Source organism: Clostridium swellfunianum, from assembly GCF_023656515.1.
Lineage (GTDB): Bacteria > Bacillota > Clostridia > Clostridiales > Clostridiaceae > Clostridium_AT > Clostridium_AT swellfunianum.
In genome coordinates this window covers 1,724,976-1,740,521 of record NZ_JAMOFV010000006.1, presented here as the reverse complement: position 1 = coordinate 1,740,521, position 15,546 = coordinate 1,724,976, and the positions used below count along the sequence as shown (strand labels likewise).

Below are 15,546 nucleotides of genomic sequence, written 5' to 3'. Positions count from 1 at the left end.
TACTTTATATCCCCTTTCCATAATCTTCTACTAATTATTATAATAGAATATTTTAACAATAAAAACCCATATCCTTATTATTTTAAGGCTATGGGTCAACTTATACCTATTTTAGGCTGCTATATATCTTCTCTAAATTATCTCTCATACTTTGAACATAGTCCTTATTGTCTTCTCTGCTTTCTATAGTATATATCTTCTCAACCTTAGCTCCTACCTCGTTTGCAATAGTTTTAGAAACTTCTGGACTTGCAAGCTCCTCCATAAATATAACCTTTATATTGTTTGCCTTACCAAAATCAATAAGCTCCTTTAGTTTTTGAGGAGTAGGTTCACCTTCAGCAAATACACTCTCTACACTAGATTGCTTTAGTCCAAAGTCCCTGCAAAGGTATGCAAAAGCAGCGTGACCAGTTACAAAATTTTTATTTGAAAGTCCCTCAAATTTTGTTTTGTACTCATTATAAAGAGCATCCAGCTTTGATGCAAAAGCTTCATAGTTCTTTTCGTAGTAGTCCTTGTTTTCAAGGTCTGCTTTAATTAAAGCCTCCTTTATGTTTTTAGCTTCGTTTTTAGCTTCCTTCAAGCTAAGCCAAATGTGCGGGTCGAAATCCCCATGCTCATGGCTGTCTTCCTTGCTTTCTTCCTCATCCTGGTGGCTGGTTTTTATAAGTTCTGCCCCTTTGGAGGCATCAACTACTTGAAGGTTTTTATTTTCAATTGCAGAAAGAGTCTTCTCAGTCCAGCCTTCCATGCCTAAACCATTATAAACAAAAACCTTGGCTTTCATAATGTTTTCCATATCTCTAGGTTTTGGCTCGAAATCGTGTGGCTCCATTCCCTCAGGGACTATAACTCTAACATCAACTTTATCCCCGCCTACAGCTTCAGCAAACTCCCTTAATGGATTAAAAGACACTACCACAGATATCTTGCCTTCTGCTGCCTTGCTGTTTATTGTACTTTTATCTTCTCCAGCGGAACTGTTTCCGCAGGCTGTAAACACCATTGTTAATACAGCTATTAATGCTGCTGTGAAAAACTTTCTTAACATATATTATCTCCTTATGCAGTTCTGATGCAAATCATTTGCATCTACATATACTATACTTGCATCTGATTTATTTGTCAATGAAAAAATCAAAAGTGGGAGCAAAATCCCACTTTCTACTATTCCCATTCTCCTATATTTTCTACACCATCAAATTGAAGCACAGCCCATTCTATAGCTTCTCTGGCATCTTCAAACTCCTTGTTTGTGTTGCTTACATAAGCATAACCTTCCTTATCATCAATAGATTGAATAAAAAGCTCCAGTTCCTCCCCAGTCATAGTTATCTCTCCACTGTTTTCTAAAGCTTCAGCCATCTCTTCAACAATTAGTTCTTCATCCATTTATAGTTCTCCTTTCAAACTCATGCGTTTATATATGAACTGCAATTTCTATAAAGATAATTTTGCTATATATGTTACATAATATTTGTAAAAATTATGCATGCCTATCATAAAAATAATTATTAGTGGCACAATAAGGAATGTGAACTACTATAAGTGAAAGGATGAGTATCATGAAAGAACATTACAGCGCAATACTAATGTTTGATGCACACAATTGTGCAGTAAAGCAAATAAGCAAAAATACTTATGACCAAATTAAAGATATGCAGGCTAGAGGCCAAAGCGATGAAACAATAGTTAAGAGCCTTACAGAAATAAATACTATGGAAGACAATATTGTTACAAATGGTGTCACAATTGAAGAAGCAGAACAATGCGCAAGAGATGAAGGGCAGGATTATGTTGTACTTCAAGCCTTCACAAGCTAAAAAAATCCGAGGATATCCTCGGATTTTCTATGTGTTAAAGCCTTTAAATCACTTCTTTTTATATAATCCATTTCATAATTTAAAGTTTTAATATAATATGAGCACTCATCTATGTCTCCTTCTTAGCCACACAATAACTCCTGCAGCAAGTATGGCAGCTGGTAATATAATAACTACCATGGCAGAAAAAGACAGCTTTTGAAGATTTGTCATAGTCAAGCTCTCTGAAGTTAAAGTTTTAGGTCTTAGGGTTGTTCCATCCTTCTTATCCTGAAGCCAGTTGAAGGAATTCATAATAAAATCTAGGTTTGCACCATTTGTAGCTTGATTTATATTGGAATTCATAAAGGTTGAACTGCCAACAACTATTAGCTTTGCTATAGCTTTTGTAGTGTTATCTTCATCAGTAATTGCTACGGCTATATTGAAGGGTCCTGTTAAGTCTTTGCCTTCTTTTGTCAAGGTTGTAGTATTTAAATTTGTCTTTGCCCAGGAGTTATCAGAAGTTTTAAGAAGGGATTCAATTTTTACTGTTTCTCTCTTATCCTTTAGTTCTTCAACACCTTGAGCAACAGGAGTAAATATAAGCATATTTTTAGACTTTATATCATTAATAATTTCGTGAGATTGAAGTTCTGGCAAGAGCTCTAATTGGCTTCGTGCAACCCTGTTAGCCTCTCCCTCAACTGCAACTGCATTTTGAAGCTTAATAGCATAGAAGCTTAGAAGCTCCTGAAGATTTGGAAGCACTTCCTTGTTTATGTCAACAAAAAAAGCTGCTCTTCCTCCGTTTTTTAGGAAGCTCTTTATCTTTTCTGCTTCATCTTTAGATATATCTCTTTTTGGTGAATTCACTATAAGCATATCCCCCTTGTTTAAAACGGCATTTCCCTGAAGGAGGTTTATATCCTGAACAGAGTAGTTTTCAACCTGAAGTTGACTTATTACATCCCCACTTAAAGCACTTTCATCATGCCCTGACAAAGTATAAAGGATCTGTTCTTTATCCGAATTAACATATACTATAGCATTAGTAAGCTGCTGCTCTGCTGCGAAGGAATCCACATTTTCCTCGCCATAGCTTCCAACGGTGTAGCCAAAGAAATCATCATAGGAAATAGTTTTAAATCTATTTCCCTGCTCTACAACTATAGTACCTATACCCACATTTTTGCCATCCTTGCTGTACTTTTGAGCAAGCTGTGGCTGCTTAAAAGGATCGTGTTCTTCAAATATAAGTTTTTTTGATGCCGCTTTATATTTATCCATTACTGCAGATATGTTAGGATCTTTTTTCCCTGTTTCAAAAAACAGCATTATTTTTGTATCCTTCTGTAAGTTATTTAAAATTTTACTAGTCTCTTCAGATAAGGTATAAAGCTTATCCTGAGTCAAGTCCTTTTTAATATTAAGCTTTCCCGCTACAAGGTTTACAGCAACTAGAACTGCGAGTACTAGAATGGTTAGAAGCGTTGAATAGCCTCCATACTTAAAATTACTGGTCTTAAAGGACTTTTTTATATTTAATTTCTTCACAATGTTTCACCTCCAATTAGCTCCATCTTCTCTTTTGAATTGCATTTATTGCTAGATATACAAAGGCAATTGAAAAGGTTATATAAAAGACAATAGAACCTAAATCCAAAATACCCATACTGAAGTTTTGAAATCTCTTTGTAAGTGAAATCCATCCAAAGAAATTTGGTATAAAACCTTCAAACAATGCAGCATTTTTTAAATAGATTATTGCAATTACTGCCGCTCCTGCAAGAAGCTCAATAAGTGGAAGAATAATGTTTTTTGTAGAATGATAGGTTATAAAAGCTATAGCAAGAACTATAATTCCAGCAAATACAATTCCCGATTTGCTATCAGCTGGAAAGCTTTGCTGTATCCAATCCAATATCCATATAAATAAAAGCAATCCAAAGGAAGCAACTGCTGAAACCACTTGATTTTCAGTTAGTGAAGATACAAAGGCACCAACAGAGATAAAGGCTGCTCCCATAAGTGCAAAACCTATGTATGTTGCCGCTATTTCACCAACTGGAACTTTTCCATACATGCTTAATATGAGTGGAAATAAAATTGTTACAGCCAGGGTCACAAAAAATAGAGCAACGGAAGCCAAATACTTGCCAACAACTATTTCTCCAATGCTTAAAGGAGAAGTTAAAAGCAGCTGATCTGTCTTTTGATGCTTCTCTTCAGCCAAAAGCTTCATGGTGATTATTGGAACCAACAGTAAAAACACAAAGGTCATGCTGGAAAGCACATTGCTGTATAGTGGACTTGCTGGAATTAAATTATAATTAGCAAAAAATATACCTCCTATAAGCAAAAAAACTCCCATAAACACGTACCCTGTTGCTGAATAAAAATAAGCTTTAAATTCTTTACCTAATATTGCAAGCATTTTTAACCCCTCTTTCTATTGTGTTGTAACCTGTAAGAATACTTCCTCTAACGATAGATCTACAGGCTTCATCATTAGTACAGGAACTTCTGCTTTTGAAAGTTTCCAGAAAATCTGTTCTCTAATATCCATATCCTGTTTTGCTTCAACCAGCAAATCTAAAGTATCTGCCTCAATAGTTCCTTGAAGCTCTACTCTTTGAACACTCTTAATATCCTTAAGCTTTTTAGCTATTTCCTTCCCATCTCCCTTTACTCTAAGCAGTATCTTGCTGCTATAGCTTACTTTTTTAGCAAGCTCTTCTGGAGTCCCACTGGCTACTATTTCCCCTTTATTTATAATTACAACTCTATCGCAAACTGCACTAACTTCTGAGAGTATATGCGAGCTTAAAATAACCGTATGATTTTTCCCTATTTCCTTAATCAGATTTCTAATTTCAATAATTTCCTTTGGATCAAGCCCTACTGTAGGCTCGTCCAAAATTAAAACTTCTGGGTTTCCTATTATAGCTTGGGCTAGCCCAACTCTTTGCTTATAACCCTTTGAAAGATTTCTTATAAGTCTGTTTCTGTAATCAGTCACTTTTACCGTATCACAGACTCCATCAAGAACTTCTTTAATCTTTTTACTCTCTATATTTTTAATTTTACAAACAAATTTTAAATATTCATCTACAGTCATATCCATATAAAGAGGTGGTATTTCGGGTAAGTACCCCATCTTTTTCTTTGCTTTTTTTGGCTCTTTAAGTATATCAATACCATCAACTTGCACAGTTCCTTCCGAAGCACCAATATACCCTGTTATTATATTCATTGTGGTGGATTTTCCAGCTCCATTTGGCCCTAAAAGTCCCAGAATCTCTCCTTTATGGATGGTTAAATTCAATCCACTTAGGACCACGTGCTGGCCATATCGTCTAACTAAATTCTCAATTTCTATCATCGGTAGTGCCTCCTTTTATTGATCTTTGTTTTCTACTTGCACATATTTGAGAATCATTTAATTCTCCAGGAATTATTTTACCACAATAATATGGCAATTTTATGACAATTATATGTTAATATTTGTATTAAAAGTTAAAGTTTTTTATATTTTATTACAGATTTGTAAACTTTAGAAGATATTCTAGTAAATAAAAAACTCCTGCCCTCTAAAGGACAGGAGTATAATAATTAATTATAAAAATCATGACCACCTATTGTTTTGTAAAAATGTCTATTTTGCATTATCCACTGGCTTGTAGCCTTATTAGGATTAACAAACCACATAACATCTGCACCGAAGCTTCTGTGTCCGTTAAGAACCATATCTACAGCTTTCTTTGCACTTTCAGTTGGAGGAATATTTATTCTTCCATCCAGCACTGGAGTGTACTGATACCCCCAGTTTTTGTCCGTAATTACTCCGGTAATTGTATTTGGAAAATTAGAACTTTTAACTCTATTTATAATGGTCGTAGCAACTGCAAGTTGACCTTCTAAGGATTCTCCGCCAGCCTCAGCGCTAACTAGTCTATAAAATAAGTCTCTTTCTTTATTAGCTTGTACATTTACTGAAGCTGCAGCTGGCTTCGAATGAGTCTTAGGCTTTGCCGCTAGTTTAGTTTGGACCTTAGGCTTTACAGTATCAAGTCCGCTTCCACCTCTAGAAACAGCCTGCTTGTCCTTAATTTCTGTTGGATTAGACGCAGCAGCAACAACTTTAGGTTCTTGAATTTCCGGTTTTACATCAGCTAAAATTACACTTTCCATAAGCTGCCTGTTTTCATCTTGAAGAATTTCACTATTTATAGAATATGTTACTATGTCAGGTGTTTTTACATCACCTTTACTGTTAATAAGGTATGTATTGGCTCCAATAGCACTTAACCCAGCTATCAACGTGACTGCTAATGATATTCTTGCCTTCTTATTCATATGCACATTCCTTTCTTTGTTAAGGCTTGTACTTAAATTATATGTGCATATGAAATTGGTAACAACCCACATATCCAACCAATAAGGGTAAAGCCTGGATCAAATTCCTCCAGGCTTTACATTAAGTCTAATATTGACAACTGCTGAATTCCCTCCGCAGGATTTATGTTAAATCGGACTAAATCTTCTGTTTCCAAGGCTTCCTGCACTTCCAGAATTTCCTTTGCAGAGCCAGAAAGCCATTTGTCTTCTTTTTCCTTACCAATAATTACTGGCATTCTATGATGGAGTTTTGACATGTCTTCATTAGCTGAACGAGTTAAAATCACAACTCCAATATATTCCTTATTATACTTGTCTGTAAACAAATCATATATCCCAGCCATGGAAAATAGTTTTTCACCTTTTACCTCTATTTTATACTTAACCTTGCTTTTTCCTGTAGTTTCCCATTCAAAAAAGGCATTAGCTGGTATTATACACCTGTTATTTAAAAAGGCTCTTCTAAAGGTTGGCTTTTCAGAGGCAGTTTCTATTCTCGCATTGATTACTTCTTTATTCATTCCTCTTAATTGAAAGCCCCACCTTAAGAAATCCAAGGTTCTAACTTTGTTGTGAAGTACTACTGGAATATTGGTGCCAGGGAATATTTCTCCCTTAGAAAGCACCATATTTTTAACTTGCCTGACACCGTAGCTTGCAATAATATCCTCTATGTCATTTTCAATGAAAAAACGTCCGCACATTTATAACACCGCTTCCCTTTTTTAGTTTAAAGCTTTTTTATAAATATTTTATCATCAGCCATGTGGATAAAGGCAGTCCCCCCGGTTGAAAGGTCTCCAAACAAAACTTCATCAACAAAGTAAGGCTTTATTTCCTGTTGAACTATTCTGTTTATCTCCCTTGCTCCATAATGTGAGTCAAGGCCTCTCTTAGCTATCCATTTATAGCATTCCTCACTTACCTGAAGGCTTATACCCTTGGATTTAAGTTTTTCATCAAACTGAACTAAAGCTTTTTTAGCAATAAGCACAGCCATATGTTCATCCATTTGATTGAATACGACTATATCATCCAACCTGTTTCTAAACTCTGGTGAAAAAATCCTTTCAACTTCTCTATTTATAGCATCTTCTCTAACATTTCTATTTCCAAAACCTATCATTGACTTTCCAATTTCCTTTGCCCCAGCATTAGAGGTCATGATAAGTATTACGTTTTTAAAATCTGCTTTCTTTCCAGTGTTATCGGTTAAGGTTGCATAGTCCATAAGCTGAAGCAGAACATTTAATACATCAGGATGAACCTTTTCTATTTCGTCTAATAGGAGTACGCAGTGGGGAGTTTTTCTTATTGCATCTGTTAACAGTCCTCCTTCTTCATAGCCTACATACCCAGGAGGAGCACCAATAAGTCTAGCTACTGTGTGCTTTTCCTGATATTCGCTCATATCGAAGCGTATAAGAGGAATTCCAAGGCTTATTGAGAGCTGTCTTGAAAGCTCAGTTTTCCCCACTCCTGTTGGACCAACAAACAGAAGATTGGCTATAGGCTTTTCACCTTCATTAAAGCCTGCCCTAGAGCGCTTAATAGCCTTTACAACAGTATCCACTGCCTTATCCTGACCATATATGCTGCTCTTAAGCTGGCTTTCGAGAGTTCTAAGCTTTTCTACCTCATTAACTGATACGCTTTCCTCTGGAACCTTTCCAATAGAAGCTACTATTTTTTCAATATCTTTTTCTGAGATTTCAAGTTTATCACTTTCATCTTTACAGTGAAGTCTTGCGTAGGCTCCTGCTTCATCAATAACATCAATTGCCTTGTCAGGTAGATGCCTGTCTTGAATATATTTTGAGGATAAATCTACAGCTGCTTTAAGCGCATCATCTGTATAAGAAACATTATGATAAGTTTCATATTTTTCTTTTAAGCCAAGAAGTATTTTGTATGTATCCTCAGTTGAAGTTTCAGGTATTTCAATCTTTTGAAACCTTCTAGATAAAGCTCTATCCTTTTCAAATACCTTCTTATACTCCTCATAGGTAGTAGAGCCTATAACTCTTACAGTACCTCTATCAAGAAAAGGTTTCATTATATTTGAAGCGTCCATAGCACCGCCAGATATGGAACCAGCGCCAATTACTGTATGTATTTCATCAATAAAAACTATAGACTTTTTCTGCTTTACTATTTCATTTAGAAGTTTTTTAACTCTTTCCTCAAAATCTCCCCTGTATTTTGTTCCTGCTAGAAGCCCTCCCATATCCAAGGAATATATTTTATAATCCTTTAGCAAATTTGGCACTTTCCCGGAAACTATAAGCTGCGCTATACCCTCAGTTATAGCAGTTTTGCCAACTCCAGGATCTCCCACATGTATAGGATTGTTTTTAAGTCTTCTGCATAAAACCTGAAGAGTTCTTTCTAAAATGTCTTCCCTTCCTATTAAAGGGTCTAGTTCACTTTTTCTCGCTTTTTCTGTAAGCTCAACTGCAAAATTTGAAAGCATGCTGTTGTCTTTTATGTCCTCGTCCTGCTCATCCTCACTACTGTTGTCCTTTGAAGTTGCTTTTATTTGAGGATAATTTTTTTCCTTAGAATAACCGTGAGTTATATAGTTTAAAATGTCCAGCCTTGTAACACCCTGCTCCTTTAAAAAATAGCTTCCAAAGCTTTCTTCCTCGTCAAAAATTGCAACAAGCATATCTCCAAAGGTTATTATATTCTTTCCACAGGAAAGCACATGATTGGCTGCAGAAGATATTATATCCTGCACTGCCAGTGTTTGAACAGGCTCCTTATTCTCGACCCTTTCAACAAATGCATCTATGTAGCTTTTTATGTCTTCCTTCAGTTTATCAACATCTGCACCACAGTTTTCAATTATATTTTTGCTGTCATCAAAAAACAATGCTGCATACAGAATGTGTTCCGGTGTTATGTACTCATGTTTTTCCGATTTAGCCTCACTATAGGCGGCAATAAAAATTTCGTTTAAAAGTCTGTCAATCTCCATAACTATCTCTCCTGCATTTCTCTAGCGTACACAAAGATTATCAATCTTTATGCCTCTTTCAAGCTTAATTTTAATGGAAATCCCTGTTCTCTAGCTTCAATATGAGCCTGATTAATTTTTGTCCTTGCTATATCATATGAGTATATACCTGCAATTCCAGCTCCTTTTTTATGCACATCCAGCATAATCTTTGTAGCCTCTGCAGCACTTTTGTTGAATACTCCTATTAGAATTTCCACTACAAATTCCATGGTAGTGTAATCGTCGTTGTGCATAATAACCTTATATAATTTAGGTTTTTGAACCTTTGCATCTACTTTTTCCTTAACTACTGTCTTTTCTCCCATGTTAACAACTCCATATATAATTATACTTTCATTGGTTTAACTTTATAATTGAATTTATCATAATTTAACACAAAAAGCCAGTTAGACTTTCATCTGACTGACTTTTATCGCTAACTATTTATATGAAAAGGTATTGTTTGCTCAGAATGATTGAAAAACTCGTCATAAACACAAATTTTTAATGTATGCTCTCCTTTTGAAAGCTTTGGCATTGAAGCCTTGCCCTTAGTATTCAAGCTGGTTAAATCCTCGCTTAATATGCTGTTGTCTATATAATATTCAACCTTTTTCACACTACTTTCAGCTGCCAGCTTAACCCTAAGCTCGTCATCATCTAATTCAAAGCTTAACACTCTAAATCTAGGCGCTACTTTAGTACCTATTTTTTTCGAACCGCTTGGTGGTATCTTAAGAGTGCCAAAATCTTTTCTTACCTCATCTACACTGTTTCCAGCTACTCTGATTTTAGAAACATCCATATTTCCAAATCCGCTGTCGCTTAAGTATCTTAAATAAGCTACAGAACTTGGATCCCAATTCATTACCAGCGCTGCTGTAGTATCAACCGCCACAGCATCTTTTCCTGCCATTACAAGCCTCATGTTCATCTTATCCTGACTGCTGCTGTTTACATAACCTGGCGCAGGTCCGTTCTGGAAGCCTTCAAGACCATCCAGTACTACAAAATCTGCTGGTCTGCAGGCATAATAATCATGAATCCATTTGTGAAGATCTCCATCCTTATTGTCATGAGGTACCATGTTCATTCTTGAGTTATCCGTCTGAGATGCTCCATATATATTAGCTGGAGTAGCTCCTATGCCAAGGTTTTTAATGCCTCCGGTAACTACTGCACTTGCATGACTTTTCAAGCAGGCAATGCTAATTAGTACATCTGCTTCTCTGTATCTTTTGTTCAGATAATATTCTCTGTGCAAAAGACCCTTTGGAAGATTTACTTTAGAAAGGCTTGTTGAATTAAAATCCTGCCAGCCTCCGCTGTCTTCTTCAATTCCTATGAAACCGTCAACTTCTCTTATGTATTCATGGGTATAATTTAGGTTCTTCATCACATCTTCTGTTTTATACTCTGCTGAACCTTCCATTATGTATAGTTTTCCTATGCTGTTCAGCTCCCTAACCATTTCAACTACAGCTTTTGTGACTCTCCAGTCTGCAGTTATTCCATTTTTTTCTTTGTCCAGCGGCTGACCTGTTATGCTATCTTTGCTAACTACCAAATTAGGTTTTATTACTACTGTATCGCCAGGCTTTATCAAATGCTTAAAGCCTCCTGCAAGATTCACTGCCTTTCTAACCATTTCCTTTATGTCAGCATAGGTTATGTCTTTAGCCCAAGCTTTTTCCGATTGTACTATGGCTACCTTTGAATATTTTTCTCTAGAATTCATATGCACACACCCCAATATCATAATAGTTCATAATTTATATTGCCCAAAAATTCCAGCATTATAATATTAATTTATAGTATAAAACTTCTAATAAAACCCAAAATAAAGCTAGAATAACTTTAGGAGGGAAAACTATGAATCCAAAAGAAAAACTTCCATTAGAGTCAAACAATATGAATTCTATAACCTTCAGACCGCAAACAACAAATCCAGTTACAGAAAATGAAATACAATCAGACATAACTTCAAAACAAGCAGGAAATGAAGTAAAAAAAGCTGTAGAAGCCTTTGAGAGAAGCCTTATGGACTAAAAAGGCTTATTTTCTATTATAATGGAGGAAATACAATGAGTTTTAAAATTAGCGACAGAGTTACATGGGTAGGAAAGATTGATTGGGAGTTAAGAACCTTCCATGGCGAGGAATATTCAACTCACAGGGGAAGCTCTTACAATTCATACCTGATAAAAGATGAAAAAACTGTATTAATAGACACTGTATGGGTTCCTTTTTCTGAAGAGTTTGTTGCAAACCTTAAAAATGAAGTAGACTTGAAGAAAATAGACTATATAGTAATAAATCATGCTGAACCAGACCACAGTGGAGCATTGGTAGATTTAATGAGAGAAATACCAGACACGCCAATATACTGCACTAAAAACGGCATGGATATTATTAAAGGCCACTATCATGAAGATTGGAACTTTGTAACGGTTAAAACCGGAGATACATTAGATATTGGAAATAACAAATTAACCTTTATTGAAGCAAGAATGCTTCATTGGCCTGATACCATGTTTACTTACTACAATGGTGAAAATATTTTGTTCAGCAACGATGCCTTTGGCCAGCACTACGCTACTGAATTGATGTACAATGACAAAGCTGACAACTGCGAGCTAATGCAGGAAGCCGTAAAATATTACGCCAACATACTGACACCTTACAGCAGCTTTGTAATAAAGAAAATAGAAGAGGTTCTAAGCTTTAACCTTCCAGTAGATATGATCTGCACCAGCCATGGAGTTATCTGGAGAGACAATCCAACCCAGATAATAACTAAATACCTAGAATGGGCTAAAGACTATAAGGAAAATCAGATAACCTTAGTATACGACAGCATGTGGAACAGCACAAGAAGAATGGCTGAAGCTATCGCTGAAGGTATTAAGGACGCTGATGGAGAAGTTGCAGTAAAAATACTTAACTCAGGAAAATCAGACAAGAACGATATTATTACAGAAGTATTCAAGTCAAAAGCAGTGCTTGTAGGCTCCTGTACTATTAATAACGGTATTCTTTCCTCAACAGCTGCTATTTTGGAAATGATTAGAGGCTTAAGATTTAAGGGTAAGAAGGCTGCTGCTTTTGGAAGCTACGGCTGGGGTGGAGAAAGCGTAAAAATGATTACTGAGGAACTTAAAAAAGGCGGCTTAGAGCTATTAAATGACGGGATAAAAGAAAAGTGGAGTCCTGACGATGAAGGTCTGGAGAGATGCCGCCAATTTGGAAGAGAAATTGTGAGCAAGGTTTAAAAATGTAAGAGTTACAATAAAATTATAGCTGCAAGCGTAAGATATGATTAATGAGTTAAGTACTGTGAATGAAGTTCTAAACTAATAAATCATATTTTATATTTTGCAGCTGCTTTTTAATACCTCATTTTGATATGCTTATCTTTTAAGTCCTGTTTCCGCAGTGAGGACAATACTGAAATTCACTGCTTATAGATCTTCTGCAGTTAGGGCATACTTTTTCTCCGCTGTAGTAAGCTTCGTTATAAACTGAAGTTAAGTCCTCATCTCTAATAGGTATGTTTTGTCCTTCCTCAAGTGCTTTACCAAGCTCATTTGGAATTTGAAAAACATCATTGCAGCACCTAGATACCAGATAATACTTAGCTCCCCAATTGTAAACAGGTATAAAGAACACATGAAAGTAATTATACGCTTTCACAAGCTTGTAGGCAGAATACCTGCCGCAGCTTTTGCAGGTTATGCTGCTCATATCCCTAATTTCTTTTTCTTTCCCCTGCATACCGAAAACTCCAAAGAAAAACATTATATCCCTCCTTTAAAACCATGCCCACTCCATTTGTCTATGCTCTTTTATAGCATCTGGAGCATAGTAATACTCGGTTTTCTGCTCTTTTACATTAGACAATCTCTTTACTACACCATAAGGCTTTTCAAGTGACAATTCCTCGCCTTTGCCTGTAAGCACCCAAATAGTATTTTTGTGAATTGGCTTTACAGTAAGTTCTTCTTCACCTAAACCATCAGTAAAGTATATAAGCACATGGTTTTTCATCCTGTTTTTAATCATATATTCAAACACTGGAGAAAATTTCGTGGCACCCCTAGTGTTAATCTTTTTCTTTACATCTTTAACACTTTTAACCTTATATGCCCTTCTTATGGTACTGTCACATTCCATAATAGTAACCTCGGAAGGATAATTTTTTATAATTGCGAAAACCTCTCCCATAATTTGCTCAAGTTCGCTGTCTGTTATACTTCCGCTTATATCTATAGCCACTGCAATTTGAGCAATATGCCTTGAAAGCCTTCCTCTTAAATCCAGCCTCTCTGGCTGCCTTCTATCTCTTCTTGTAATTGTCTTTTTATAACCTGAAGGAAGGGTGCCCAATAGCTTTTTCAGGTAATCCTTCCAAGTGATTTCAGCTTTTTTAGTTAAGTCTCTTAAAAGCTCATCTATGCTGTCAGGAACTTTTCCTTTTTCAGCGTTTAAAGCCATTTTCTTTACACTTTCCTTTAATAATTCCCCGTCCAGCTGCTGATTTGTGTACCATAGCTCATGAGCTTGAGCGCTGTCGTGCTCCCTTTGTATATAATCCTCCTCAAGATTATTCTGTTCTGCCTCTACTCCCTGCTTCTTGTCCTTCTTAAGCTTTTCTAATGCAGCTTGAATACTTGCTGCATATTGTTCCATTGTCTCAGCTTCCTTAAAGTCCACGTTGTAGGATAATCTTACTTTCTCAATAGTATTAGCCCAATTAGGTAAGTTTACTATATACTGATTTATTGATATATCCATAGCCAAATTAACAGCCAAGCTGCTGTGTTTTCCTCTAAGAGCCTTTGCTCTTATATGATGGCTGCTCATAATATGATATATTTCATGCTTTATAAGTGCCTGCATCTCTAGAAAACTGCATTCTAAAAATATGGCAGGGTTAAAATATATAATAAATGAACTTCCGTTAAATACTGTAGCTGCAGCATCGCTTATGTCATACTTTATTGCCTTTTTAAGCTGTATCAAAAAGTAGGCAAAAAAGCTGTCGGTTCCATTATTCATCAAAGCAAAGCTGCAGTGCTCTATAAGCTTAAAAAACTTATTTTCAAAATCAACAGGCAGCTTACTGGGATTTTCTGCAGTGGATATATGAACAAATAATTCATCCCTAAGCTTTTGAAATCTTTCTCCCTCCATTTTTCATACCACCTTTATCCAAGCTCGTTGTATATTTGAAAGAAGCCATCAATAAAAGAGGACTGCATTAAAAATTCTTGATATAAATCTTCATAATAGCTTTCTCTAATTTCTCTCATAATTGCCAGCTTTAGATCCTGTGGATACAGCTGAAGAAAATCAGAGAAAATCTTTATATCCTTCTCCTTATTGTCACCATTTTTTATATGCTTTAAAAGGTTTCTAGCAGCCATATAAAGTCTTGAATGGCTTTCCTTTTTCACTCTTTCAGCAAGTTCTTCAACTATTATTTCATCACTAAACACATCCTCCGCCTTTATTAGAGGATTTTTATTGCTCTCTAAAAAATGATTAAACTCCTGTGCTATGCTTCCGCCAACATTTCCTTTTACTACATTTAGAAATATTCTTTTAGGCAGCTCAGTTTTCTTTTCTAGATATACTTTATAGGCACTTGAGACTCTTTCCCAGCTTCTTGGCGTTGCCTTAACCATTTCATTTGAGTGAGGAGTATGCAAGTATTCAGGATAGCTTGAAATAAAGCTTAATATATCCTCCTGGATATCTCCTTGCTCCATTCCCCAGGCTAACCAGGACTTCACGTCTGCTTCCATGTCAATCCATACAAATCTATCCTCTTGAGCAGGGTCTAAATCAACAACCTGATAGTCGCTGCTGCTGTACTGCTCATACTTGCTTGACGGATTCATTGCAGCAGCAACCTTAACCAAAGCTGGCAGCCTATATCCATTTATCTCGCGATTAAGTATTATATTCATAAGCTCCTGCTGAACTGTATGCTCGCAGCGGTTAATTTCATCAATAAATAAAAGAACTGTCCTATCAGCGCTGCTTCTTAAGGCTTCGTCTATCTCCTGAAGCTTTGAATGAACCGCGTAAACAGTTCTTTTTTTACTAACCTCTTTTCCATCCACTAAAACAGAGTATTCCTCTACAGTTGGAAGTCCTCCGATTTCACCTTCTTTAAGCATGTTTCCATCTATTACAATGCTATAGTAGCCCTTTTTCTCACAAAGCTTTTTTATTAAAGCAGTTTTTCCTATGCCGCTTTCTCCTATTAAAAGTGGAACCGCCCCACTTTCAAGTACTAGTTCTACTGTTGATAACGCGTCTGTAAAATTCATG

Annotated in this window: 16 protein-coding genes; 3 read left to right on the top strand and 13 right to left on the bottom strand. The window is 36.0% G+C overall.

What is annotated here, in order from left to right; translation table 11 throughout:
* Positions 1-106: 106 nt before the first annotated feature.
* Together NBE98_RS07900 and NBE98_RS07895 are read right to left on the bottom strand one after the other, a co-directional pair.
* Complete coding sequence (locus NBE98_RS07900; RefSeq protein WP_250814406.1) at positions 107-1,054, bottom strand: metal ABC transporter substrate-binding protein; 948 nt, start codon at positions 1,052-1,054, stop codon at positions 107-109.
* Between the two features lie 116 nt (positions 1,055-1,170).
* A complete protein-coding gene (locus NBE98_RS07895) occupies positions 1,171-1,395 on the bottom strand; it encodes a hypothetical protein (RefSeq protein ID WP_250814405.1) in 225 nt (74 codons plus the stop codon).
* A gap of 173 nt (positions 1,396-1,568) precedes the next feature.
* On the opposite strand from NBE98_RS07895, the gene NBE98_RS07890 reads away from it, so the two are divergent.
* A complete protein-coding gene (locus NBE98_RS07890) occupies positions 1,569-1,826 on the top strand; it encodes a hypothetical protein (protein WP_250814404.1) in 258 nt (85 codons plus the stop codon).
* A 105-nt stretch (positions 1,827-1,931) separates the two neighbouring features.
* On the opposite strand, the gene NBE98_RS07885 is transcribed toward NBE98_RS07890, so the two are convergent.
* From NBE98_RS07885 to NBE98_RS07850, 8 genes are all read right to left on the bottom strand, one after another.
* A complete protein-coding gene (locus NBE98_RS07885) occupies positions 1,932-3,362 on the bottom strand; it encodes a Gldg family protein (protein WP_250814403.1) in 1,431 nt (476 codons plus the stop codon).
* A 16-nt stretch (positions 3,363-3,378) separates the two neighbouring features.
* Positions 3,379-4,242 (bottom strand): ABC transporter permease, encoded by an 864-nt coding sequence (locus NBE98_RS07880; protein ID WP_250814402.1) that lies wholly within the window; start codon positions 4,240-4,242, stop codon positions 3,379-3,381.
* Between the two features lie 15 nt (positions 4,243-4,257).
* On the bottom strand, positions 4,258-5,190 hold the full coding sequence (locus NBE98_RS07875) for an ABC transporter ATP-binding protein (RefSeq protein ID WP_250814401.1): 933 nt from the start codon (positions 5,188-5,190) through the stop codon (positions 4,258-4,260).
* Between the two features lie 230 nt (positions 5,191-5,420).
* Complete coding sequence (locus NBE98_RS07870; protein WP_250814400.1) at positions 5,421-6,164, bottom strand: cell wall hydrolase; 744 nt, start codon at positions 6,162-6,164, stop codon at positions 5,421-5,423.
* A gap of 116 nt (positions 6,165-6,280) precedes the next feature.
* A complete protein-coding gene (locus NBE98_RS07865) occupies positions 6,281-6,910 on the bottom strand; it encodes an SOS response-associated peptidase (protein WP_250814399.1) in 630 nt (209 codons plus the stop codon).
* Positions 6,911-6,936: 26 nt separating this feature from the next.
* Positions 6,937-9,186, bottom strand: a complete 2,250-nt coding sequence (gene clpA / locus NBE98_RS07860; protein WP_250814398.1) for an ATP-dependent Clp protease ATP-binding subunit ClpA — start codon at positions 9,184-9,186, stop codon at positions 6,937-6,939.
* A gap of 47 nt (positions 9,187-9,233) precedes the next feature.
* On the bottom strand, positions 9,234-9,533 hold the full coding sequence (locus NBE98_RS07855; RefSeq protein ID WP_250814397.1) for an ATP-dependent Clp protease adaptor ClpS: 300 nt from the start codon (positions 9,531-9,533) through the stop codon (positions 9,234-9,236).
* A gap of 110 nt (positions 9,534-9,643) precedes the next feature.
* Positions 9,644-10,945: a DUF362 domain-containing protein gene (locus NBE98_RS07850; protein WP_250814396.1), complete on the bottom strand. Its 1,302-nt coding sequence runs from the start codon at positions 10,943-10,945 to the stop codon at positions 9,644-9,646.
* 134 nt (positions 10,946-11,079) lie between these two features.
* Between NBE98_RS07850 and NBE98_RS07845 the strand changes: the two genes are divergently transcribed.
* Together NBE98_RS07845 and NBE98_RS07840 are read left to right on the top strand one after the other, a co-directional pair.
* Complete coding sequence (locus tag NBE98_RS07845; RefSeq protein WP_250814395.1) at positions 11,080-11,256, top strand: hypothetical protein; 177 nt, start codon at positions 11,080-11,082, stop codon at positions 11,254-11,256.
* 35 nt (positions 11,257-11,291) lie between these two features.
* On the top strand, positions 11,292-12,479 hold the full coding sequence (locus NBE98_RS07840; RefSeq protein ID WP_250814394.1) for an anaerobic nitric oxide reductase flavorubredoxin: 1,188 nt from the start codon (positions 11,292-11,294) through the stop codon (positions 12,477-12,479).
* 145 nt (positions 12,480-12,624) lie between these two features.
* Here the strand turns inward: NBE98_RS07840 and NBE98_RS07835 are convergent, their stop codons facing one another.
* The 3 genes from NBE98_RS07835 to NBE98_RS07825 are packed head-to-tail and all read right to left on the bottom strand — an operon-like array spanning position 12,625 to position 15,545.
* A complete protein-coding gene (locus NBE98_RS07835) occupies positions 12,625-13,005 on the bottom strand; it encodes a zinc ribbon domain-containing protein (protein WP_250814393.1) in 381 nt (126 codons plus the stop codon).
* Between the two features lie 12 nt (positions 13,006-13,017).
* The gene (locus NBE98_RS07830; protein WP_250814392.1) at positions 13,018-14,400 is read right to left on the bottom strand and encodes a vWA domain-containing protein; all 1,383 of its coding nucleotides are present in this window, start codon (positions 14,398-14,400) and stop codon (positions 13,018-13,020) included.
* Positions 14,401-14,414: 14 nt separating this feature from the next.
* Positions 14,415-15,545: an AAA family ATPase gene (locus NBE98_RS07825; protein WP_250814391.1), complete on the bottom strand. Its 1,131-nt coding sequence runs from the start codon at positions 15,543-15,545 to the stop codon at positions 14,415-14,417.
* Between the last annotated feature and the right edge of the window lies 1 nt (position 15,546).